Genomic DNA, 24,002 nt, shown 5'->3' with positions numbered 1-24,002 from the left:
TAGTACCCAGGTCGCAACGGCCAGATACTGCACAGGGCGCAGCCGAAATCAGGCCGCATAAAGCCGGACAGGCAGCCGTTTTTTCGGTCTCCCATACTTTACACAGCGATATATTTATATAACAATATCAGGCAATATACAAAACAGCGGCGAGGTTGCTCATGCATGATAAGAAAAAAATTGCCATTGCCATTCTGCTTTCCGTCATTGTCTTTATTGCTACACTTCTGGTGCAGATAATGCTGGAACAACGCGCCGCCCAAGCCCCCAATACAACCCCGCCTGCCCAGACGGAAACTGCGCCCGCCCCGGCATCCCCGGCGCCTCAGACAACTACGCCCGACACGACAACTTCGGCACCCCAGACAGGTCCTGCTCAACCGGAAGGCGCGGAACAAACCCAGCCCGATGCGACCACCAGCGGCACCACAAATAAAACTGCTCCTGCTGCCCAATAAGCTCAGGCAACAGGAACAGTTCACTAAGGAAGCACTGATTAAAGAGCCTCCTGGAAATGCTGATTTCTTTCCGTTTGACGGCGTTGCGTCAAACGCAGCACCGACGCGCCCTTGATAAACGGTACTTTCGGGCGGTCTCTCGGGCAATGTCAGTACAAGATGAACGTCAACGCTGTATCTGTAAGAACAAACCTTTTATGCAGTGTGTGCGCTTTTTATGCTGCCCGACCAGAGTAGGCTGTTCGCCCCAGAGTAAAAGGAACGTTCAACACAAGAACAACTCAAAAGACCCTCGGGACAGCACGGTCTACAGAACGATTCGGCTGATGACCCCGTGCACAGACTGCAACGGCAGCTTATAAAACTGCACGAAGGGGGGAGCCAGTTTTTTGATGACTGCGTAGATTTTCCACAGGGGCGAGCGGGTCAGAATGTCCTCCACTCCGTAGAAAATGGCGCGCGACTTGATGCCCGCCTCGCCAAGAATGGCGTCTACATCCACAACTTCCATATAGCCCGCCGTAACCGTAAACATCTGTATGCCTTCAATAGGCGAGTCCTCAAAGTGGCACTCAAGCCCAAGAGGCTCGTACGTGCGCGAGATACTCAGCATGACATTGTTCTCATAAATAATGCCGTTATCAAACATGGTCTTGCAGATATACGGCGATACGCTGTCCAAGCTGCGCAGAAAGAATATGGCCGTGCCCTTGATGGTATGGCCTTCTTTTTTCTGCTTTGTGAACTCTTCAATGAAGTCCTGCCTGTTCATGGGCAGCATGCGCTGGTACACGGCCTTCTGCCCCTGCGTGTAAATGAGAATGACGGCAAGAGGAATCATAGCGATGACCAGCGACCAGTAGCCGCCGTGGGGCAGTTTGTAGAAGTTGGCCACAAGATAAATTACGTCCAGCACACAGATGCCCGCTGCAGCGGCGCATAGCCAGGGGCGCTTTCTCAGGTGGAAAATCCAGACCATAAGAATACCCGTGATGGTCATTGTGCCGGTAACGGCCAGACCATAGGCGGCCGCAAGTTTGTGTGATTCCTGAAAACCGATGATCACCAGACTCACAGCCACAAAAAGCGCCCAGTTCACAGAGGCTATGTATATCTGCGAATGCATTTCTTTTGAGGTATAGTCCACCTTGAACAGAGGCATGACGTGCGTAGCCATGCACTGATACATGATGGAAAAGATCCCGCTGATAAGAGACTGGGACGCAATGATGGTCGCCAGCAGGCTTAGCACCAGAAAGGGCGCGTACAGCCAGCCGGACTGGCTGCGAATCATTTCAAACAGGACGTTGTTGGTATCAGGGTGATGAATGAGATAGGCCGTCTGCCCCATATAGGAAAGAATCAACGCCGTGAAAACCAGTCCCCAGGCGGCCAGAATGGGTTTGCGTCCCATATGCCCCATATCGGCGTACAGGGCTTCGCCGCCAGTGGCGCACAAAATGACTTCTGACAGTACAAAGAATCCGGCCAACCCGTTGCGCTGCATGAATTCAATGCCATACCAGGGGTTGATGGCCTTCAATACTGCGGGAGCCTCACTGATCGCCGCCAGCCCGGAACAGGCCAGGGCCCCGAACCATACGAGCATGACAGGGCCGAACAGGGCGGAAAGCTTGCTGCTGCCCTTTTTTTGCACAGAAAAAAGAAATACGGCTACCAACAGAGCCAGAGACACCAGCGCCCATTGCGGAGTGTCTTCCATACCTGGAAGCAACACCAGCCCCTCTACCGCCGACAGTGTGGTGATGGCAGGCGTGATGACGCCGTCGCCCACCAGCAGTGAAACGCCAATAAAGGCCAGCACCGAAGCCACGCCTATTTTTTTTCCAGACCGCAGCATGGGACGCAAAATGGAAAGCAGCACAATGGTGCCGCCCTCGCCCCCCTTGCTCAGGCTCATAGCCAGCCAGGCATACTCGACAGTAACGAGCAGCATAAGAGTCCAGATGATCAATGAAAGGATGCCTATAAAATTGGCCTCCGTCTTTTCTGTCATCAAAAAAATAACGGCCAGGGTGTAAATGGGACTTGTCCCGATGTCGCCGAAAACAAGTCCAAGAGACTTGACGACACTGGCCGGAGAAATTTTTTGCATATCCATTGAAGCCTCCACTAAGCAAAGCGGACACTATAGCAGAGCAACACGTCTGGCAAGACGTGAAGAAATAGTGCGGAAAATTTTGAAATATTGGTCAGTTGCAGGCAAGGCAAGCATGTCTAAAACACATACTCCTGCGGTATGGGCATGAACGCTCTGCAGAGCCTTTACTCGCCCCGCAGGGTGCAGCGCACCTATTGCGTGTCCCACGCTTTTCCATCGCGCTGCGCGTCTTTTCTGCCGCAGCAACCAGTCTGTGCCTTGCACAGCCTGCCGCCAGAACATTTCAGATGTGAGACAGCCGTGAGGAATTATTCGCAAATTCTTGTGGAAACCAGACATGGCAGACATTGTACAGCAGCATGCGTTGCAGCATGGCACAGATAGAAAAATGAAAAGCCGTGTTCTTCTGCAAGAACACGGCTTATTGTTTACCTAATAGTTGGGGACAAAAACCTCAACGCTGCTTTCAGGTAGCGGCGGCAAAGTTTCCAGCGGCCAGAGATCACCGGCTTGCGGCGGCATGCGCCGCAGACTTTTCAAAATTTTCAAGGCTGCCCTTGCCTAGCAGGCGGGCCAGGCAGGCATAGCGCTCCATCGCCGCATTGCGCCCTTCTCGCCTGGCCCTGTCCAGATCCTGCGCGTACAGCTCAAGAGTAGCGGGAGACAGTGTCTCCAGTTCGCAACGCAGGTAATTTTTGAAGGCTCCGCTGCCATCGGAAACAATCACATGCGGGTACAGGGCTGAGGCTTCACGCATAAAGACGGTTTCAGCATTGGCAATTTCGTCCAGCAGGGGGCTGTCGCCCAGAGGGGGCAAACGGTTGTCCATGCGGGCGTATTTTTCGATCATGAAGTTACGGCCTTCAGATTCGGCACGGCGCAGGTCTTCCAGATAGGAAACAAGCGTCGCCCGGCTCAGGGGTTCGTGCGCCATACGCCGCATGATCCTGAAACTGTCGGGTTGCTGCTGGCAGGAGGCGGTTCCGCCTTCATTGGGCGTTGCCAGAAACATGACAAGCTCCCGTTCAATGATCTCGGCCAGCAGGCCATCACGCGCATCCTGAACGTCTGCCGTGTGTTCCACTACTGGCCGGGCGCTCTGCTCATGCAGGGCACGGCGGCAAAGATCGAGATTTTGCCTGTAACTTTCAGCCTCGCGGCTGGCTCCCTTGCCCACACGTTCGTAGCAGGCTACGGCAGCCTCCAGCGTGCGTGCGCCCTCGTCCCACTGGCCTGCCGAGGCCAGGGCCACGCCCAGATTGCCCAGCGAAAAGGCCGTATCTTCGTGGTCGCCCAAAACGTCCTGCCGCAGAGCCACTGCTTTGCGGTGCAGGGCGATGCCCCTGTCGAGCTGCCCGCATTCTTCATACAGGCGGCCCAGATTATTCAGGCATGTCCCCATCTGCTGATCAGGCACACCAGAGGTGCGGGCGCATTCTTCCCAGATGCTTCTGGCGCGCAGCAGGCACTGCTCTGCCGTGTTCCAGTCCTTCTTGCGATAGTAGGCGGCGGAAAGATGCAGCAAGGCACTGGCGACACGCGGCGACTGTGCGCCAAAGGCGGCTTCGCACGCTTTAACGGCATCCTGCCCCAGTGCGGCGCTTCCTTCAAAATCTCCCAGCTCCAGCCGGATGTGGGCCAGATTCTGCATAACGCCCAGAGTCAACGGCGAGGAAGGCCCGGCAGCAACGCCAAGCAAGGCAAGGCTTTCTTCAAGGGCAGCCACAGCCTCGGCAGCCTGACGCTGCGCAAAAAGGGCACGCGCCAACCCTTCCAGAGCCATAGCCCGGCACAGGGGGGCATTATCGCAAGACCGCAGCAGGGTGCGCAATTTGGCTGTGCAGTCTTCGGGGCGGCCTTGCGCCAGCAGATCCAGCGCGGCCTGCAGTTCTTCGTTCCAGTGTCCGTTAGCGTTCATGTCAGCCCTCTTCACACATTTTATGGCAGAGTACACGCCGTTTTGCTGGCAGATAATTGTTGCCGCTACTGACGGACCGCTCTGCGCCAGAAATCAACATCCGTCACAACGGGTTCGCGCGGGGCGTTTTTTCAAAGTTCCCGCTGCCCGGCATCCTTATTTACTGCCAGCCCCGATGATCTGTTTCTAGGGAAACGCTGGTTTATTCCGTTTGGCGGCGTTGCTTCACTTTTTTTGAAACAGTCGAGGACGGAAGATCCCACTCCTGCTTCAAAAAAAGATCACGCCTTGCCAAACAAAATAACTGCGCGTTTCCAGAAGGCGCTTTAATCAGTGTTTCCCTAGCCTTGCAGCATATCCATTTGCCGCAACTGCGGTTCTTCAACGCGCCGTATGAGCTGCGGCCCATGAGCCCACAGCCAGTCGCCGGGGTCGTCGCTCAGACCTTCGCTGCGCAAGTGCCGGGCCACTTGAGCGCAAAGGGATTCGGCCATGTGGGCGGCTTCCATATCTTCAGCGCCGCGTAATGGCTGCCCGGCCAAAGCCGACAAAGTGCGTGCAGTTTCCGCGCCAAGCACAGGCAGGGAGGCGACAAGGCGGCCTGCCCACTTGTAGAATGGCATGTAGCGCCCGTTGCACAAATAAACCATAGAAAGCGCAGCCTCGGCAAAACGGGCAGCGCACAGCATGGCTGCCAGCCCGTCGCCGCGCTGGAGGCACCGGGGCAGATTGTACTGCCCTGCCTGAGCCATAACCATGCAGCGGGCTGCCATTTTTTTCAGGCGAACATCCTTCGGGTAACAACCCTGCAAGACTTCACGCCAGCGTGTGAAGTCTCCTGCGGCGTCTTCAAAAACCTCGCCATTGGTGCAGGCAGCCAGCTGGTATTCAGGAATGGCAAGCCATTCCTGCCAGGTGCCGGGAAGGTGGGGCAGGCCGGTGAAGAATCCGTAAAAGTCCTCCAGAGGCAGCGGCCCCACACGGCCTAGGCGGCGCTCTGGAACAAGCCTGCTTTCAAGACCGTCAAACCGCTGCGGGAGCATGCCAATAACTGATTCAATGCGGGCCGCATGTTGGCGCAGTTCCTCACGGGGCAGCCACAGGCAGAAGGCCGGGCCGAAATCGTGGTCACGCGAAGCGGCATCGTCGCAGCCAAAGCATTCAGACCCTTCACCCACAAGCCCCACGGCGGCGCGTGACATGACATCGGGCATTTCGCGCCACAGAATGGGGCGACAGTCGTTGTAAAAAGCGCGGGCCAGAGCAAGTCCCTGCATGGCGGATCTCCGGATATGGGCGACGGTGAGCATTCTTTCCGCCGCGCGTTGTCTTGTTTCTGCCTTGGCAGACGATGCTATGGCCCCGGAATTACGCGAACGCTGCCCGGGCGGCTGACTTTTGCAATAACCTCGGTAACAAAAAGGTCTTCATGGCTGGTCGTCCAGAAATCGGTGACATAGCGCTCATACACGTTTTTATCGCAAATATAGTTGTTGGCGGTGCACCAGCGCTGAATCTTCCTGTAGGTATCCCTGATCGTTTCGTGCGGGCCGATATGATAGCAGCTGGCCGCCAGAAAACCGCCAAAATCCCTGGTCTGCTCCTGCGAGCACGGAAAAATATTCTTTTGCAGTATCTGCATCTGCTGTTCCACGTCTTTTATGCGGTCTTCAATGGAAGAAAAGCAGATGATGACAGGTCCGGTGATATTATTCCCTACCGCTTCAACATAATTGGTAAATTCCATGTTGATGATGGCCGATTTTATGTCCAGATTAAAAATCTGGTCCTGAAAAAGCAGCCGCGCTGGCTGAATATACTTCACCGACACGCTTTGCAGGCTGTTTTCAAGCACCATCTCGGCTTCATGCAACAGGCCAAGCCAGTCGCTCACCGATGTAAGCCGCAGGTGCAGCACCTTTTCTTCTTCACGAAGCGCGCCAATCTTTTCCATAAACATTTCGCGCAGCGCTGTGAGAGAAGTATTGCTTCCCACCTCGAAAGCCGCCCGAATTTCGCCCAGATGAAACCCCATCTGCTTGTAGTATTTCAAGGGAGGCACGGCCAGCAGGTCTTCCTGCGTATAATAACGGTAGTTGTTTGTTCCGTGCCTTTTGGACGAAATGAGTCCAAGATCGTCATAAAAGCGCAAGGCCTTCTTTGATATCTTGGAGGCCTCGCTCATCTGGCTGATTGAATAGCCTCGTTTTGTCATGGCATCACCCGAAACTTCCTGTATAGGCTAGTGGAAGGGCCTGATTCATAACAGCGTGGCGCAGGAAAGGTATGGACAGGCCAGCCACGTTTTGCGGGCAGCGCCTGGCGTCCATCATAGCAGGCGGCAGCGCGAAAGGTCAAAAATCGCATGAAATTTGCGATTTTCTCCGGGGGAGAGGCGTTCCCCGCCCCCGGAGCCATATCTGCTGTTTATTCAGGTATGTATTTATTTATTGTGGCGACGCTTTCGGCATTGGCGCGAAAATACATACGCACTTCATCGTTCTCGTCCAGTTCAAAGCGCGACTCTTCCACAAGGCCATTGGCCTGCGCCGTCATCAGGGCCGTAAGCACGGCTGGCTTGGTGAAGGCCCGGAAAGAGCTGTACTGACCCTTGAGCGCAGCCATCACATCTTCTGTGCAGGCTTCGCTAACCGTAGTCATATATTTAAGGATAGCATAGTTCAATGGTTTCATGGCAGTCTATCCTTTTTTCTTAAAATATTCCAGAGGATTGACGGCAATAATGAAAATGCCGATGACCATAACCACCGCAGCCAGCCAGGCAATGGGCGGCAGGGCGAAACCGTCCTGACCGAACCACAGGCCAATCACTATCCAGCAGAAGAAAGGTCCCCAGAAGGAGAATGCGCCGTTGCACGCCATGCCCAAAGCCGTGCCGCACATAGCGTTGCCCTTGTACCACAGCATGAAGCCAAACCATGCGCCAAGACCGGCAACGAGGAACCACGGCATGGCAGTGGTATCGGTAAAGGCCGTGGTTATCATTGTAAAGGCGCTGTCACCGCCGATGAGGGCGAACAGCGGCACCAGCACGCCAAGGTTGACGAGGCCGGAAGTAACCTGGCGGATGGTGATGCCGATTTCAGGATCAATCATAGACGTGGCGTAACCGCCAACGCAACCTTCAAGGCCCCAGCCAAAGGCGGCCAGAAAACCGAAAGACAGACCCAGGAAAAGGTTCGGCGGGGCATTTTCAGCAAGGCCGGTGCTGCCGATGAGCGCACTGGCTCCAAAGCAGATAAAAATGCCAAGCAGCATGCGGGGCGTGAGAGCCTGTTTGAAAAGAAAACGGCTCAGAATTGCGCCGATGGCCGGGCAAAGCGCGCTGATGGGCACAATGATGGAACCTGCGCTTTTCAGGCCCAGCACATAGCATGTGCTGGCCAGGGGGCCGCCGATGATGGCGGCGCCGATAAGAATGGCGCCGGGCTTGCTTTTAATGCACCGGAAAAAGTCGCCCATCTTGCCTCTGAAAGAGGCGATAAGCACCGCCCACAGGGCGCTGCACGTATCTGTTGTGGCCGCGCCAAGCGCCCCCAGCAGAAACAGGGTTGAAAAATCTGAAAGTCCCGATTCGCCTCCGTACCAGACAGACCAGACGCCCATGGTCATCGCCAGGGTCATGAAAGCCGTGTAGGTACCGTAGGTCATCCCCGACATAATAGCCGTAAGAATGCCGCGCCTTCTAAAACTGGTGACCAGTTTGTCTTTGGCGGCCTCCGCTGCGGGGGTGTCGCGCAGAGCTGATGCAACGACAGGTTTTGCCGTGTGCTCCATGGCAGAACTCCTTCTCTCGCAAATGGATGGTAAAAAAATGACGAAGGGAACGCCCTTGCCCCGGCAAAGACCGCCTCGCCTGACTGGGAACAAGCATAAGCTTACCCCAAACGGGAAGGTCAACATGATTTAGACTTTTAGCTGTCACAAATTGCACTTTTTCTGACACGCTTGTCGCCTTTTCTCCTCATATCCAAAATTTTATTTATTTTATCGTAAAAATGATAAAATCAAATTAGCTGTAAATTCAGCGGTTATTTTTGATTGTATGCCCAACCACCAATCAATTAGCTACGTTTTCCATCAGACCTTGAAAAGTTTCCCACATAAAAAAACAAAAAGGGCTTGACTTTGCCCTATAGGGGAAAGGTTACAAGGTACACAAGAACTATTTCCACTGCCGCCAGGAGTGGCTTGCGGCACAAATGCGAATCTCAACGGAGCGTATATGCGATATGCAGGTGAAGAGGCCCTGGGCCTCATTGAGACGCTGGGCATGGTGCCCTCCATATATGGTGCAGACTACATGCTTAAAGCCGCAGATGTAGATCTTGTCGCCTATGAAAACGTCGGCTCCACCCTTGTGACCATTATGGTCAAGGGCGACGTTGCAGCCGTGCAGGCGTCAGTAGCCGCAGGCGCAACAGCCGCAGCCAGCGTGGGCAAACTCACAGCGCAAAATGTCATGCCGCGCCCTGTGCGTGGCGTTGGCAGCATTGCTATGGCCCACGCCCTGGATGCCATACCTGAAGACGATCCCGGTCTGCGCTCGCTGGGCATGATTGAAACCTTCGGCATCATCTATCTTATGGAAGCGGCCGACGCCATGATCAAAACTGCCGACGTGGAACTCATCGGCTATGAAAACGTGGCTTCGGGTTACTGCTCTGCCCTGGTGCAAGGCGACGTGGCGGCTTGCAAATCCGCCGTGGAAGCCGGAATCAAGGCCGTAAAAAATATGGGAGCGGATGTGTACAGCTCATGTGTCATCCCCACTCCCCACCGCCATCTGGTCAAACTGGTGCGACGGTACGCCCTGTCCTAAACGGGCACATACTACGGAGCAAAGAGCATGATCGGCGATAAGGACCTCATTTCCATACAGCAGGCGCGGATTCTGGCGGAAAACGCCGCCGAGGCCCGCAAAAAGCTGGCCGCCATGCCCCAGGAAAGCCTGGACGCAGTGGTGGAGGCTATGGCCGACGCCGTGGAATCCCATGCCCAGTCCCTCGCCGTCATGTGCCACGAAGAAAGCGACTGCGGCCAGTGGCAGGACAAGATGGTCAAGAACCTCTTTGTCTGCCGTCAGGTGCGCCAGAGTTTGCGCGGCATGCGCTGTGTCGGCTATCTGGGCGGCACAGAAGCGGAAGGCGTGTACGACGTGGGCGTGCCCCTGGGCGTCATTGTGGCCCTGTGCCCCGTGACCAGCCCGGTGTCCACAGCTATTTATAATGTACTGCTGGCCATCAAGTCCGGCAACGCCATCATAGTTTCCCTGCATCCCCGCGCCATAGACAGCATGCGCCGCGCCCTCGACATCATGATTGCCGCGGGTCTGGCCCAGGGTCTGCCCGAAGGGGCTATTTCCTACCTGGACATCGTGGCCAAAAGCGGCACTGAAGAACTTATGCGCCACCCCGAAGTGGCCCTGATAATGGTCACGGGCGTGCTTGGCATGTTCAGCACAGCCCAGGCCAGCGGCAAGCCGCTCATCTATGGCGGCACGGGCAACGGCCCGGCCTTTATCGAACGCAGCGCCGACATTCCTGCTGCCGTCAGGCACATCGTGGCCAGCAAAACCTTTGATAACGGGTTGGCCCCCTCTGCCGAACAATGCGTTATTGTGGACGGCTGTATTGAACGTCAGGTGCGCCGGGCGTTTCAGGACAATGGCGCGTACTTCATGACTGACGAAGAGGCAGACGCCATTTGCCGCGTGCTCTTTCATGCGGATGGCCGCCGCCACCGCCACATGGTGGGCCAGTCTGCCGCAGCCCTTGCAGCCAAGGCCGGATTTACCATTCCCGCCGGAACAAAAGTGCTCATGGCCGAGCGCAAATACGTCGCTGGCCGCGATCCCTATATACGGGAGCTTCTCTCCCCCGTGCTCGGCTACTACGTGGAGCCGGACTGGATGCACGCCTGTGAAAAATGTGTGGAACTGCTGTTGCAGGAACGCCACGCCCAGACCCTTGCCATTCATAGCCGCGACGAATCGGTTATCCGCCAGTTCGCCCTCAAGAAGCCAGTGGCCCGGCTGCTGGTGAACACGGGCGCGGCTTTTGGCGGCATGGGCCTGACAACCAATCTTACTCCCGCCATGACCCAGGGTAGCGGCATAGCGGGCTACGGCATCACGTCGGATAATATTTCGCCAATGAATCTCATTTACCGCAGAAAGATAGGCTACGGCGTGCGCGATCTCGCCCAACTGGCGGACCTTACCCCACAGTCCGCACCCACTCAGGGCGTGACCCGCAACGAGCAGAACTTTGACCTGCTCAGGCGCGTGCTGCGCGAAGCTCTGGGCACTCTGCCCCAAGCCCGGTAGCCCGGGATAAGCTGCATACCCCAAGGCCGTTCTGACCGCACAATATGGAGGATACAACGTGGATCTTCATGATTTTTCAAGCAAAATAGCGGAAGTAACAAAAAATCTTTCGCCCGCTGAGCGCGAACAGCTGCGCCAGATTTTCTCTACTGTCACCCTGCCTTCGCACAGCACTGCCTCCACTGCGGTTCAGGCTGCCCCCGCTGCGCATTCCGGCCCCGGCGTGCCTGAAGGCCCCACGCAGCGCCACGTGCTGCTGAAAGAAAATTACCTCAAGCAGGTGCCGCTCATTACCATCCACCGTGCGCGCACCATCACCAAGATTGACAAGGAAAATCCCGGCATGCCGCGCGCCCTGCTGCGCGCCACGGCTTTTCGCCATAGCTGCGAAACCGCGCCCCTGGTTATTCAGGACCACGAACTCATTGTGGGCGCTCCCAACGGCGCTCCCCGCGCCGGAGCCTTTTCGCCCGATATTTCCTGGCGCTGGCTGCGTGACGAAATGGACACCATTTCCAACCGCCCCCAGGACCCCTTCCATATTGCTGAAGAAGACAAAAAAATTCTGCGCGAAGAAATCTTCCCCTACTGGGAAGGCAAGTCCGTTGACGAATACTGCGAAGCCCAGTTCCGTGAAGCTGGCCTGTGGGAACTGTCGGGCGAATCCTTCGTGTCCGACTGCTCTTACCACGCCCTGAACGGCGGCGGCGACTCCAACCCCGGCTACGACGTCATTCTGATGAAGAAGGGCATGCTGGACATCCAGCGCGAAGCCCGCGAGCATCTGGAGCATCTGGACTACGACCGCCCTGAAGACATCGACAAGATTTACTTCTACAAGTCGGTCATTGAAACCACTGAAGGCGTCATGATCTACGCCCGGCGCATGTCCGAATACGCCGCGCAGCTGGCCGCCCGCGAAAATGACCCCAAGCGCAAGGCCGAACTGCTCAAGATTTCTGAAGTCAACGCCCGCGTGCCCGCCCACGCCCCCAGCACTTTCTGGGAAGCCATCCAGTCTGTGTGGACAGTGGAGTCCCTGCTGGTGGTCGAAGAAAACCAGACAGGCATGTCCATTGGCCGCGTTGACCAGTACATGTACCCCTTCTTCAAGGCCGACATTGAATCTGGCCGCATGACTCCCTACGAGGCCTTTGACCTCTCGGGCTGCATGCTCATCAAGATGTCTGAAATGATGTGGCTGACCAGCGAAGGCAGTTCCAAGTTCTTCGCGGGCTATCAGCCCTTCGTCAACATGTGCGTGGGTGGCGTCACCCGCGAAGGGCGCGACGCAACCAACGAGCTGACCTTCCTGCTCATGGATGCTGTGCGTCACGTTCGCATATACCAGCCCTCACTGGCCACCCGCGTGCATAACTCCTCGCCGCAGGACTACCTGAAAAAGATTGTTTCCGTCATCCGTTCCGGCATGGGCTTCCCCGCCGTGCACTTTGACGACACGCATATCAAGATGATGCTCGCCAAGGGCGTGAGCATTGAAGACGCGCGCGACTACTGCCTTATGGGCTGCGTGGAACCGCAAAAGGCCGGGCGTCTGTATCAGTGGACCTCCACCGCCTACACCCAGTGGCCCATCTGCATCGAACTGGTGCTCAACCACGGCGTGCCCCTGTGGTACGGCAAGCAGGTCTGCCCCGATCTTGGCGATCTGAGCCAGTTCGACACCTATGAAAAATTCGACGACGCCGTCAAGGAGCAGATCAAGTACATTACCAAGTGGTCCAGCGTTGCCACGGTTATTACGCAGCGCGTGCAGCGCGATCTGGCTCCCAAACCGCTCATGTCCATCATGTACGAAGGCTGCATGGAACAGGGGCGTGACGTGGCCGCTGGCGGCGCCATGTACAACTTCGGCCCCGGCGTTGTCTGGAGCGGTCTTGCCACCTACGCGGACTCGATGGCTGCCATCAAGAAGCTTGTGTTCGAAGACAAGAAATACACCCTGCAGCAGATGAACGAGGCCCTGAAGGCCAACTTTGAAGGCTACGACGCCATTCTGGCAGACTGCCTTGCCGCACCCAAGTACGGCAACGACGACGACTTCGCCGACGATATCGCCGCCGACCTCGTTGCCTTCACCGAACGCGAACACCGTAAGTTCAAGACGCTCTACTCCATTTTGAGCCACGGCACCCTTTCCATCTCCAACAACACGCCCTTCGGCCAGTTGTTGGGCGCATCCGCCAACGGCCGCAAGGCATGGCTGCCGCTTTCTGACGGCATCAGTCCCACCCAGGGTGCGGACTTCAAGGGCCCCACTGCCATCATCAAAAGCGTGTCCAAGATGTCCAACGACAACATGAACATCGGCATGGTGCACAACTTCAAGCTCCTGCCGGGCCTGCTGGACACGCCCGAAGGCGAACAGGGCATCATCACCCTCATCCGCTCGGCCAGTATCCTCGGCAACGGCGAAATGCAGTTCAACTACCTGGACAACAAGACCATGCTTGAAGCCCAGAAAAGCCCCAAAGACTACCGAGACCTGGTGGTGCGCGTGGCTGGCTACAGCGCCTTCTTTGTGGAGCTGTGCAAGGACGTGCAGGACGAAATCATCAGCAGAACAGTACTGCGCCACTTCTAAACCCCAATGGCGCAGGCCGCGCCCCCTTAGTTCTCGTGGAGGGGGCGCGGCCAAAAAGACTGACAGCAACTGTGAAAAGACAGAACAGACGGCAAGGGTAGCAGCGTGATCGAAAGAAAAGCCAGAATTTTCAACATACAGAAATACAATATGTATGACGGTCCGGGCATACGTACTCTGGTCTTTTTCAAGGGCTGCCCCCTGCGCTGCCAGTGGTGTTCCAACCCTGAAAGCCAGACCCGCCGCTACGAAGTCATGTTCAAGAAAGACGTGTGCATCAATTGCGGAGCCTGCGTTCCTGTTTGCCCCGTAGGCATTCATGGCATGGTCAATGCAGGAGCCTGCCACGTTGTAGACAGAACCAAGGACTGCATCAACTGCGGAAAATGCGTGCATGCCTGTCCCGAAGCGGCTCTGGCCATCGCCGGAGAACAGAAAGGTATTTCTGAACTTCTTGAAGTGGTGGAGCAGGACTGGCTTTTTTACGAGAACTCCGGCGGCGGCCTTACCGTTGGCGGCGGCGAACCCCTGGCCCAGCACGAGGCTGTGGCAAATTTGCTGCTGGCCTGTAGGCACAAGGGCATCCACACAGCAATGGAGACTTCGGGCTACGCCAAACTTGACGTGGTTCGCGACATCGCAGAGGTGTGCGATCTTTTTCTCTTCGATATCAAGCATATGGATGCCGACAAGCACCACGAACTCACCGGAGTCCGTAACGAAGGCATACTGGCCAACCTGCAATGGCTGCTTGAAAACGGCTGTAATGTGAACATCCGCATGCCCCTGCTCAAGGGATATAACGATGATGATGCCGAAATTCACGCTGTAGGACGTTTTTTGACCGGGCATGCTCACAGAAAAAATTTCAAGGGCGTTGATCTGCTTCCCTATCACAAGATGGGAGTGAGCAAATACGCCCAGATCGATGTGGAGTATCCCATCAGGGACAACCCCGTACTCGACGACACCGACTTGCAGCGTATTGAGAATATTCTCAAGGGCTACGGCCTGGCCGTGAAGGTCATCAAGCACTAGTCACGGCCAAAATTAGGAGAAAGCCATGCTGGCACTGGGACTCATAGAAACCAAGGGGCTCATAGGAGCCATTGAAGCGGCAGACGCCATGCTCAAGGCAGCGGATGTGCGCCTGCTGGAAAAAACCCTGGCTACGGGCGGCCTTGTGACTATCACCATTGCTGGCGAGGTTGCTGCGGTGCAGTCGGCGGTTGATGCGGCGCGGGCGTCGCTGTCACGCCTTGAGGGAGCCGTGTGCGTATCCTGCCACGTTATCCCCCGTCCTGACGGCGGCCTTGAGAATATCCTGCTCTTGCAGCCCGGCGGCCATAACCCGGCGACCCCGGTGGCTCCGGCCAGCGCAGCGCCTGCTGCACAGGCTGCGGCAAAGGCCGGAACCGTTGAAACTGAAATTATTGAAATTGTGGAAATAGTGGAAGAAACCCCGGCCCCCGCAGCCCCGCAAGGCGGCGCGAAGGCCGGAGACGGAACACAGGCCACGGCCCAGAACGGGCAGGAAGCCTATGATCCTGAAAAATGCAAAGCCATGAGCATGAACAAACTTCGTCAGCTTGCCAGAACAATGAAGGTTGAACTCACCCGTGAGCAGATCGCCTCATCCAACAGGCAAACCCTGATGAACGCCATCGACCGGGCGGCACGGAAGGAAAAGGAGTAAAACATGGTTGATAAGGATTTACTCTCCATTCAGGAGGCCCGCGCCCTTGTGCGTGCGGCGCGTAAAGCTCAGCCCGAATTCGCGCAACTGACTCAGGACCGCGTGAACGAGGTTGTCAGGGCAGTGTCTGAAGCCACTGCGGCCCAGGCTGAAACCCTGGCCAATATGGCTGTTGAAGAAACCGGCTTCGGCAAGCCCCAGGACAAAAAGATCAAGAACCTGCTTGCCAGCGAAAAGGTCTATGCCTGCATCAAGGACATGAAGACCATAGGCGAGCTGCATTCCGACCCGGTCAGCAAAATTGTGGAAATCGCCGTGCCCGTGGGCGTCATTGCCGGCATTGTGCCTTCCACCAATCCCACGTCCACGGTTATCTATAAATCGCTTATCGCGCTCAAGGCGGGCAATGCCATTGTGTTTACCCCGCACCCCAGCGCCCGCAACTGCATCGCCAAAACTGTGGAGACCATCCAGAGCGCCCTGCGCGCCTGCCATGTATCGCCCGATCTTGTGAGCAGCATCAGCATGCCTTCCATTGAAGGCACCAATGAGCTCATGAAGATCAGCGATCTCATCCTGGCCACCGGCGGCCCCGGCATGGTCAAGGCCGCTTACAGCTCCGGCACGCCCGCTCTGGGCGTGGGCGCTGGCAACGTACCTGCCTACATCGAACGCAGTGCCAATGTTGAAGACGCCGTGACCAAGATCATGAGCAGCAAAACCTTCGACAACGGCACCATCTGCGCTTCGGAGCAGTCCGTTGTTACCGATGCCTGCATTGCCGACAAGGTGCGCGCCACAATGGAAGCCCAGGGCTGCTACTTCCTTACCGGCGACAAGCTGATCAAGGTCAAGCAGGTTATGGAACGCGGCAACGGCAGCATGAACCCCGCCATCGTGGGCCGCGACGCCCTGAGCATCGCGCGTGTCGCTGGCATCGACGTGCCGCAGGGCACCCGCCTGCTGGTTTCCGACGAAAAGGGCGTTGGTCCCAAGTATCCCTTCAGCAAGGAAAAGCTCACCGCCCTGCTGGGATTCTATGTGGTTGAAGACTGGCGCGAAGCCTGCGAACTGTGCATTTCTCTTCTGCACAACGGCGGCGTGGGCCATTCCCTTGCCATCCACTCGCAGAACGAAGAAGTCATTCGCGAATTCGGCCTCAAAAAGCCTGTTTCGCGCATGCTGGTTAACACCCCCTCCACCCAGGGCGCAGTGGGCCTTTCCACAGGGCTCTTCCCCTCTTTCACCCTGGGTTGCGGCGCGGTCGGCGGCAGCGCAACGTCCGACAACGTGACGCCCCTGAATCTCCTGAACGTGCGCCGGGTGGCCTATGATCTGCATTCGCAGGGCTGCTCGTGCACAACCCCCGCCTCGTGCGGTGTTTCCACCGTGGCGGGCGTTTCCCCCTCTGGGTCTCCGGCGGGGGGCTATCCGCCTTCCGCCGGTCTTTCAGGCTGCTGCCACCACGGCGCCAGCCATCAGGCCGTTGTGGCCCCGCAAGCTGCCGCAGCAGCGGCCGTGGGCGGACTGGACATCAATGCCGTCACGGAAATGATCGTGGCGGAACTGAAAAAAGTTTTATAAGCCCCGGCCCGGCCACGCCGTAGCCGCCGCAACCAGCAAATCAAAAAGCTATTGTAAAAATCTAAGGAGATACCGCTATGACCAATTCATCCAACGCCCTTGGCATGATCGAAACCCGTGGCCTCGTCGGCGCTGTTGAAGCTGCTGATGCTATGGTCAAGGCCGCCAACGTTACCCTTATCGGCCGCAGCCAGGTAGGCGGCGGACTTGTCACCGTTATGGTGCGTGGCGACGTGGGCGCTGTGAAAGCCGCCACCGACGCTGGCGCTGCCGCTGCCAAGAAAGTGGGCGAGCTCGTGAGTGTGCACGTCATCCCCCGCCCCCACAGCGAAGTAGAGATGATTCTGCCCCACCGCGAAGGCTAGTTTACCCCTTACCCACACACCCGACCCCGGCGGCTTACGGATTCCCTACCCCGTTCGCCGCCGGGCGGTGGAGCCGAAATGAATACGCAGATGAACGAGCAAGTCCTTAAAGATATTCTGGCTGGCGTGGTGCGCAAGGTGCTGACTCAGGAATGTGCAAGCTCCCCTGCCGCCGCAATGAATGCCGGGCCTATTCCGGTAGAAATTTCCGCCCGTCACGCCCATTTGAGCGTGAACGACGCCATGACGCTTTTTGGCGAAGCCCTGCGCCCCGACAGGCCGCTTTCGCAGCCCGGGCAGTTTTTGAGCACCGGGCGCGTGCGCCTCATCGGGCCCAAGGGCGTTATGGACAACGTGGCCGTACTCGGCCCCTCCCGCAGCACTTCGCAGGTTGAGATTTCCCGCACGGACGCCCGCGCCCTGGGCATCAACCCGCCCGTTCGCCAAAGCGGCGACATCAACGGCACGCCGGGCATCATCCTGGCTTCAGCCACGGGCATTGTCGGGCTGGAATGCGGCGTTATCGTGGCTTCGCGCCACATCCACATGCACACGGACGACGCCCGCCGTTTTGGCCTCAAAGACAAGGATATGGTCGATGTGCGGCTTGAAACCGAACGTCCTATGATTCTGGAAAACGTGCTGGTGCGCGTCAGCGACGATTTCAAGCTGGCCATGCACATTGATGCCGACGAAGGCAACAGCTCTGGCTGGAAGCCCGGCACCAACGGAACAATCATCGGAATGAGCAGAGGCTAGACATGGACTTTACCGCCGCTGACAAGCTTATGGATACCCTTGAGAAGTGCCGCAAGAAGCCCCGCAAGGTCACGCCTTCGGAACCGCTTTATGTAGGCGTGGACCTCGGCACGGCCTATATTGTCGTGGTGGCGGTCAATGCCAAAAAGCAGCCTGTGGCCTGTGCCATGCGCTTTGCCCAGGTGGTCAAGGACGGTCTTATCGTCGACTACACGGGCGGCCTGCGCATCGTGCGCGAGCTTACGCAGGAACTGGAAGAAAAGCTGGGCCGCAAGCTTGAAAAAGCCGCCATCGCCGTGCCCCCGGGCACCAGCGAACGCGACTGCGCCACCCACCGCCATGTGGCGGAAGGCGCGGGCTATCAGGTTACAGCCCTGCTTGACGAACCCACGGCGGCCAACAGCGTGCTTAATGTGCGCGACGGCGCCATTGTGGACATCGGCGGCGGCACCACAGGCATTGCTGTGCTTGAAGACGGCAAGGTCGTCTATGTGGCTGACGAGGCCACTGGCGGCACCCATGTGAGCCTTGTGCTGGCGGGCAACTACGACATCAGTTTTGAAGAGGCCGAAGACCTGAAAAAGGACAAGGCCCGGCAAAAGGAAATCCTGCCTGTGGTGCGGCCTGTCATTGAAAAGATGGGGTCCATCATCCACAGGCACGTGCAGGGGCGCAACGTGTCGGCTCTCTATCTGGTCGGCGGCACCTGCTGCCTGCCCGGTATGGAAGAGGTCATTCAGAAGTACACTGGCGTGCCTACGTTCAAACCTGCCAACCCGTTTCTGGTGACGCCCCTGGGCATCGCCCTCAACTGCACGGACTAGCGGTCAGATATGGAAGCCAACGCTAAAGATATTGCCGTAAATCCTGAACGGCCCGCGCAGGCACTGGACACGCAGTCCCTTGTGGACGCTGTGGTGCAGCGCGTACTGGCAAAGCTGGCCTCTGCCCCTCAGAGTGCCCAGCCTGCCAGCGGGCCAGTGGTTGAAATTCTGGCTCCGGCTGACGAAAAGCTGGCCCACGAAGTGTCGGCGCGCCTGCCTGAAACGCGGGTGCGTTTTGAAACGGCGGGCCAAACGGAAGAAGCTGCTTTTTACGTTCTGCCGGAACTGGCCTGTTCCGACATGGCTGATCTCGCTCAGGGCAGAGCCTCAAGCATTGCCCTGCGCAAGGTGCTGGATCTTCTGCTTCAGGGCAAAGAAGTGCGCGTGTTGGGCTTTGCCTACCGCGCCTATGCTGAAACGGCTCCTTATGCCCTTTTGCAGCTGTATGAAAGTTATGAGGCCGCGCTTGCCAGTTTTGGCCTGACGGAGCTTGCCCCGCCTGCGGCGGACGCACGGCTGCGCCAGAGCCTTGTAACGGCAGATCATGTGAACGAGGCCGCCCGGACAGGCGCGCAGACCCTGCGCGTGCCCCGTCAGGCAGTGGTAACGCCACTGGCCCAAGAGGCCGCGGCCAGCCACCATATGACCATTTTGAAAAATCTGTAGGTGTCACATGCTCATAGGCATTGTTGTCGGTAACGTCTGGGCTACCCGCAAGGAAGATTCCCTCAACGGGCTGAAGCTCATGGTCGTACAGCGGCTTGATCTTGCCCACAACAAGCTGGCCGAAAGCTTTGTGGCCGTTGACTGTGTGGGCGCGGGTATTGGCGAGCGGGTGCTCATCACCACTGGCAGCTCTGCCCGCAAGGCGCTCTACAATCAGGAATCTCCTGTGGATGCCGCCATTGTAGGCATTCTTGATCAGGAAGAAATGATGGGCAAAAAGCCGGAGAGCGACTAGGTCATGGATACTCTTGGCATTGTGGACAGCCGCAGCATAGCCGCCGGGGCCGAAATTGCCGACGCCATGCTCAAGGCCGCTCCCGTTGCCCTGATACGGGCATCGGTGATTTGCGCCGGACGCCTGATCATCTTGGTGGAAGGCGACCGCGAAGCTGTGGAAACCTCCGTGCGCGCCGCCGAGGCCACGGGTTTTCATCTGGCCGGACGCTACGTTATTTCTCCGGTTTCGCCCCAGGTGCAGGCAGCACTGCGCCGCCAGCCCGCACAACTCGCTGGCCGGGCTTTGGCTGTGGTTGAATGCCGCAATGCTGCCGACGGCATTATGGCCGCTGACATAGCCGTTAAAAAAGCCGATGTCAGCCTGATGCGCCTTGTTATGGGCCAGGGCATTGGCGGCAAATCGTATTTTGTGCTTACGGGCGATGTGGCCTCTGTGCGCGAGGCTGCACAGGCCGCCGCCGGCGCGCTGGGCAAGAGCCTGCAACAGATGGTGGTCATACCCCAGCCCGATGCGGAACTTATAAAGGCATTTACAGGCACGGGCCACTAGAGCAGATTAACTTTGAGAATATACATTCTCAAAGTTAAAGGCACGCTCACTTCGGCGTTTAACCGCGCAGATAAACTGCGCTTACGCCTCCGTAGCGAACGTCTGCTCACGCAGCCGTCAGAGCAATTTAAAAGTTAAATTGCTCCAGGGCGGCTACCATAAAACCCGCCCCGCGCGGGCCTGAGAGGTACTTATGAGCAAGACTTTGATAACTGTGGACAACTTGCAGGATTACGTCACCGGCAACCGCCTGCCTATGGACGGTTCCAAAATACTCACTGCCGGAGCCCGTGACGAACTTACCCGGCGCGGCATTGAAGTAACCTGGGCCGACGCCCCGGCGGAATCCTGCTGCGGCTGCTGCGGCGACCACAAGACCGGAAGCGCCACTGCCTGCCACAGCCCTGAACAGGAAGAACTGCTTATTGGCGTGGCTGCCATCATCAAACAGCACTACAATATTACCGACCCCGAAGAGTTGAAAAAGGTCACGCTGGAAACCGTGGCCGCCATCAACGGCGGGTTCAAATAGTAACGACCATTCCGGGCCAACGTCCGGGACGAAAAATTTCCGGTGCGGCGCACAACGCCCGCTGTAAACGATTTTCGGGTCTGCCCCGAAATACAACCCCTTGAGGTAAGGAGACGACAATGGCGATGATGACTGACGCTTTGGGCATGATTGAAACCCGTGGTCTGGTGGGCGCTGTGGAAGCTGCTGACGCTATGGTGAAGGCTGCCAACGTGACCCTGATTGGCCGCGAACAGGTTGGTTCCGGTCTTGTGACCGTTATGGTGCGCGGCGACGTGGGCGCTGTGAAGGCCGCTACCGACGCTGGCGCTGCCGCCGCTTCGCGCGTGGGCGACCTTGTGAGCGTGCACGTGATTCCCCGCCCTCACGAAGAAGTGGAAATGATTCTGCCCAAATGCAAATAAGGCCGTGCAAGGCTTTATTGACCAAGCTTACACGACGGTAACGCGGGGGCGATCTGCTCCGCCCCCGCGAACACCCCGGAGGACAACGTGACCCAGTTTTACGGAAAAACAAAGATCTGCTACGGCCCTTACGCACTGGAAACTCTTGAGAGTTTTCCCGCAAGTCACGCCTTTGTGGTAACCGACCCCTTCATGGTCAAGAGCGGCTTTGCCAATCAGGCGGTAAGCCACCTGAAACGCAAGGGCATCACTTTTGACATTTTTTCAGGTGTGGAGCCCGACCCCACCCTGCAAGCCGTGGTGGAAGCCACGGGAATCTTTTTGCGCAGCAAGGCTGACATGATTCTCGCCCTTGGCGGCGGCTCTGCCATTGATATGGCCAAGGCCATCTCCTACTTTGGCCGCAAGGCCGACGAGAACAGGAAGACCCTTCTGGTGGCCATTCCCACCACCAGCGGCACCGGTTCGGAAGTGACCTCCATTGCCGTCATCACCGACAAGGTGAACGCGGTTAAAATTCCGCTCAACGACGAACTGCTCATTCCCGATGCCGCCATTCTTGACGCGCGCTTCACACGCACTGTGCCGCCACAGGTGACGGCCTCCACGGGTATGGACGTGCTCACCCACGCGGTTGAGGCATATACCTCCCGCCACAGCAACGTTTTTACGGCCATCTATGCCGAACGGGCCATCCGCAACGTCTTTTCCTACCTGCACCGCGCCTACGCGCAGGGCGACGACATGATTGCCAGAGACAACATGCTCATCGGCTCGTGCATGGCTGGCCTTGCCTTTACCAACAGCGGCCTTGGCATCACGCACAGCATGGCCCACAGCCTGGGCGGCCTGTTCCATATTCCCCACGGTCTGGCCAATGCAGTTCTGCTGCCTGTTGTCATTGACTTCAACAGCTTTGACGCTGGCGTGAAGTACCGTGAAATTGCCGAAATGGTCGGCCTGCCCGCCGCCACGGTGGAAGAAGGCACCAGAAACCTTGTGAGCGCTGTGCGCGACCTCAATGCCTCTATGGGCATTCCGGCACACGTGCGCGAACTCAAGGTCAATGAAGCAGAATACCGCAAGAGCCTGGACACGATAGCGGCCAACGCGCTTGAAGACATCTGCACTGAAAGCAATCCGCGCATGCCTTCACATGACGACATCGTCAAGCTGCTGGAAAGTGTTTGGTAACTTTGATTAATCCGGCACAGATCTTGCTGAAGTAATTGGCGTAAATTCTCCAGTCCGGGGCGGTTCCCGGGCTGGGCCAAATCCTGCCCAGGCAGGTCAGAACTACAGAGTATTTACACAGTGGGAATGCCGATTCCAATATTTTAAGCGCCGTTGCGGCATTGATGGAACGATTGGCAGCTCTGCGGCTTCATCCGCAAGTATGCATGCCCGCAAAACATCTCCGCCAGCGGCTCAAGCAGGCCCTTCAGCCAATAGCTGAAACTGCGCTTGCAAAAGGACAATCGGCGTCTGTTTACGCAGTAGCCAGAACAATTTCACTTTGAAATTGCTCTAAAATACTCCAAGAGGATATCATGGGAAAAGCGATTGTTGACGCCATACGCCAGGCTGGCGTTGTTGGCGCAGGCGGGGCGGGACTGCCCACCCATGTGAAGGCCGACGCTTCGGCGCAGACCGTGCTGGTTAACGGCGCAAGCTGCGAACCGCTGCTCATGAGCGACCCCTACCTGATGGAAGAGCAGGTAGACGGCATGCTGCGCGGCCTTGAAGCCATGATGGACTGCACTGGCGCAAGCAAGGGCATTGTCTGTCTCAAGGGCAAGCACGCCGCAGCAATGAAAAGCGTGCACGAAGCCGTGGCCCGCCGCGGGAGCCGTTTTGAGGCTTTTGAACTGGGCGATTTTTATCCTGCCGGCGACGAACAGGTCATGATGTACGAAGTGCTGGGCGGCATTGTGCCCGAACGCGGCATTCCCCTGCAAATCGGGGCCGTGGTCAGTAATGTGGAAAGCCTTTACAACATTGCCCACGCGCTGGACGGCAAACCCGTAACACACCGCTACCTTACGGTGGGCTGTGAAGTGGCTCGTCCTATGGTGGTTCGCGTGCCTGTGGGCACGCGCGTTTCCGAAGTGCTCAATTTTGCGGGCGGCCCCACCATCAGCGAATACCGCGTGGTGGACGGCGGCCCCATGATGGGGCGCGTGCTGCCCAATGCCGACGAGCCTGTCACCAAGACCACAAGCGGGCTTCTTGTGCTGCCGCCCGACCATAACGTGGTGGCCCGCAAGGTTATGGACGCAAAGGCCCTCAAGCGCCTCACCAATACAGTGTGCTGTCAGTGCTCGCAGTGTACGGACCTCTGCCCGCGCAGCCTGCTCGGGCACAGCCTGCACCCGCACAAACTCATGCGTGTGCTGGATGGTCAGACCGTCAACAGCCCCATTGCCAAGGAAGCGCTGCTCTGCTCCGAGTGCGGCATATGCGAAAAATTCGCCTGCCCAATGGGTATTTCACCGCGCGAAGTCAACGCCATGCTGAAAAAAGAACTCATGCAGGCTGGCGTTAAATGGGAATATGACGGCCGTCCTCTGGGTGCATCACGCTTCCGTGACGAAAGGCGCATCCCCACCAGCAGTCTTGTACGCCGCCTTGGCCTTGCGGGTTACGAAGCGCATCCGCCTTTTGCGGGCGACTTTGAGCCTTCTGAAGTGCGCATTCCCCTGCGCCAGCACATCGGCGCACCCGCCATTGCCGTGGTGAGCGTGGGCCAGAGCGTCAATGTGGGCGATCTTATCGGCGAAATTCCCGAAGGGGCTATGGGTGCGCGTATTCACGCCAGCATCAGGGGCACCGTCAGCGCCATTGAAAACGGCATCATCACTATCAAGGCCTGA

General features: G+C 57.4%; 23 protein-coding genes. 17 read left to right on the top strand and 6 right to left on the bottom strand.

Annotation, left to right across the window (positions count from 1 at the left end):
- Positions 1–161: 161 nt before the first annotated feature.
- Entirely contained in the window at positions 162–458 is a 297-nt protein-coding gene (locus QM579_RS07840; protein WP_414998610.1) for a hypothetical protein, read from the top strand.
- Between the two features lie 307 nt (positions 459–765).
- Here the strand turns inward: QM579_RS07840 and QM579_RS07835 are convergent, their stop codons facing one another.
- From QM579_RS07835 to QM579_RS07810, 6 genes are all read right to left on the bottom strand, one after another.
- Positions 766–2,580 (bottom strand): KUP/HAK/KT family potassium transporter, encoded by a 1,815-nt coding sequence (locus QM579_RS07835; RefSeq protein WP_414998609.1) that lies wholly within the window; start codon positions 2,578–2,580, stop codon positions 766–768.
- Positions 2,581–3,082: 502 nt separating this feature from the next.
- Positions 3,083–4,498 carry a DUF4125 family protein gene (locus QM579_RS07830; RefSeq protein ID WP_414998608.1) on the bottom strand — a complete coding sequence of 472 codons (1,416 nt, stop codon included), beginning with the start codon at positions 4,496–4,498 and terminating at the stop codon, positions 3,083–3,085.
- A 341-nt stretch (positions 4,499–4,839) separates the two neighbouring features.
- On the bottom strand, positions 4,840–5,775 hold the full coding sequence (locus QM579_RS07825; RefSeq protein ID WP_414998607.1) for a DUF4037 domain-containing protein: 936 nt from the start codon (positions 5,773–5,775) through the stop codon (positions 4,840–4,842).
- A gap of 77 nt (positions 5,776–5,852) precedes the next feature.
- The gene (locus tag QM579_RS07820; RefSeq protein ID WP_414998606.1) at positions 5,853–6,713 is read right to left on the bottom strand and encodes a MerR family transcriptional regulator; all 861 of its coding nucleotides are present in this window, start codon (positions 6,711–6,713) and stop codon (positions 5,853–5,855) included.
- A 212-nt stretch (positions 6,714–6,925) separates the two neighbouring features.
- A complete protein-coding gene (locus tag QM579_RS07815; RefSeq protein WP_414998605.1) occupies positions 6,926–7,192 on the bottom strand; it encodes a hypothetical protein in 267 nt (88 codons plus the stop codon).
- Positions 7,193–7,198: 6 nt separating this feature from the next.
- Positions 7,199–8,296, bottom strand: coding sequence for a hypothetical protein (locus QM579_RS07810; protein ID WP_414998604.1), 1,098 nt, complete (start codon positions 8,294–8,296; stop codon positions 7,199–7,201).
- 448 nt (positions 8,297–8,744) lie between these two features.
- Here QM579_RS07810 and QM579_RS07805 point away from each other — a divergent pair, with 448 nt between their 5' ends.
- The 16 genes from QM579_RS07805 to QM579_RS07730 all read left to right on the top strand — a co-directional run bounded on the left by QM579_RS07805 (position 8,745) and on the right by QM579_RS07730 (position 24,002).
- Positions 8,745–9,341 carry a BMC domain-containing protein gene (locus QM579_RS07805; protein ID WP_414998603.1) on the top strand — a complete coding sequence of 199 codons (597 nt, stop codon included), beginning with the start codon at positions 8,745–8,747 and terminating at the stop codon, positions 9,339–9,341.
- Positions 9,342–9,368: 27 nt separating this feature from the next.
- A complete protein-coding gene (locus tag QM579_RS07800; protein WP_414998602.1) occupies positions 9,369–10,847 on the top strand; it encodes an aldehyde dehydrogenase family protein in 1,479 nt (492 codons plus the stop codon).
- 58 nt (positions 10,848–10,905) lie between these two features.
- Positions 10,906–13,452 carry a choline trimethylamine-lyase gene (gene cutC, locus QM579_RS07795; protein ID WP_414998601.1) on the top strand — a complete coding sequence of 849 codons (2,547 nt, stop codon included), beginning with the start codon at positions 10,906–10,908 and terminating at the stop codon, positions 13,450–13,452.
- 105 nt (positions 13,453–13,557) lie between these two features.
- Complete coding sequence (gene cutD, locus QM579_RS07790; RefSeq protein WP_414998600.1) at positions 13,558–14,490, top strand: choline TMA-lyase-activating enzyme; 933 nt, start codon at positions 13,558–13,560, stop codon at positions 14,488–14,490.
- Positions 14,491–14,515: 25 nt separating this feature from the next.
- A complete protein-coding gene (locus QM579_RS07785) occupies positions 14,516–15,148 on the top strand; it encodes a BMC domain-containing protein (RefSeq protein ID WP_414998599.1) in 633 nt (210 codons plus the stop codon).
- A 3-nt stretch (positions 15,149–15,151) separates the two neighbouring features.
- Positions 15,152–16,732 (top strand): acetaldehyde dehydrogenase (acetylating), encoded by a 1,581-nt coding sequence (locus tag QM579_RS07780; protein ID WP_414998598.1) that lies wholly within the window; start codon positions 15,152–15,154, stop codon positions 16,730–16,732.
- A 77-nt stretch (positions 16,733–16,809) separates the two neighbouring features.
- Complete coding sequence (gene eutM, locus QM579_RS07775; protein WP_320351427.1) at positions 16,810–17,097, top strand: ethanolamine utilization microcompartment protein EutM; 288 nt, start codon at positions 16,810–16,812, stop codon at positions 17,095–17,097.
- A 78-nt stretch (positions 17,098–17,175) separates the two neighbouring features.
- Positions 17,176–17,856 (top strand): phosphate propanoyltransferase, encoded by a 681-nt coding sequence (locus QM579_RS07770; protein ID WP_414998597.1) that lies wholly within the window; start codon positions 17,176–17,178, stop codon positions 17,854–17,856.
- A gap of 2 nt (positions 17,857–17,858) precedes the next feature.
- A complete protein-coding gene (gene eutJ / locus QM579_RS07765) occupies positions 17,859–18,680 on the top strand; it encodes an ethanolamine utilization protein EutJ (RefSeq protein ID WP_414998596.1) in 822 nt (273 codons plus the stop codon).
- Positions 18,681–18,689: 9 nt separating this feature from the next.
- Complete coding sequence (locus QM579_RS07760) at positions 18,690–19,346, top strand: hypothetical protein (protein ID WP_414998595.1); 657 nt, start codon at positions 18,690–18,692, stop codon at positions 19,344–19,346.
- A gap of 7 nt (positions 19,347–19,353) precedes the next feature.
- Positions 19,354–19,641, top strand: coding sequence for a EutN/CcmL family microcompartment protein (locus QM579_RS07755; protein WP_183720685.1), 288 nt, complete (start codon positions 19,354–19,356; stop codon positions 19,639–19,641).
- 3 nt (positions 19,642–19,644) lie between these two features.
- Entirely contained in the window at positions 19,645–20,193 is a 549-nt protein-coding gene (locus QM579_RS07750) for a BMC domain-containing protein (RefSeq protein ID WP_414998594.1), read from the top strand.
- A 193-nt stretch (positions 20,194–20,386) separates the two neighbouring features.
- A complete protein-coding gene (locus QM579_RS07745; RefSeq protein ID WP_414998593.1) occupies positions 20,387–20,725 on the top strand; it encodes a hypothetical protein in 339 nt (112 codons plus the stop codon).
- A 125-nt stretch (positions 20,726–20,850) separates the two neighbouring features.
- Positions 20,851–21,129: a BMC domain-containing protein gene (locus QM579_RS07740; RefSeq protein WP_183720837.1), complete on the top strand. Its 279-nt coding sequence runs from the start codon at positions 20,851–20,853 to the stop codon at positions 21,127–21,129.
- An 87-nt stretch (positions 21,130–21,216) separates the two neighbouring features.
- A complete protein-coding gene (locus tag QM579_RS07735) occupies positions 21,217–22,323 on the top strand; it encodes a 1-propanol dehydrogenase PduQ (RefSeq protein WP_414998592.1) in 1,107 nt (368 codons plus the stop codon).
- Positions 22,324–22,679: 356 nt separating this feature from the next.
- Positions 22,680–24,002, top strand: coding sequence for a 4Fe-4S dicluster domain-containing protein (locus tag QM579_RS07730; protein WP_414998591.1), 1,323 nt, complete (start codon positions 22,680–22,682; stop codon positions 24,000–24,002).

It is taken from the genome of Desulfovibrio sp., assembly GCF_047607245.1.
Taxonomy (GTDB): Bacteria; Desulfobacterota; Desulfovibrionia; order Desulfovibrionales; family Desulfovibrionaceae; genus Desulfovibrio.
The sequence above is the reverse complement of the archived record's forward strand: the minus strand, read 5'-3'. Positions and strand labels throughout refer to the sequence as shown.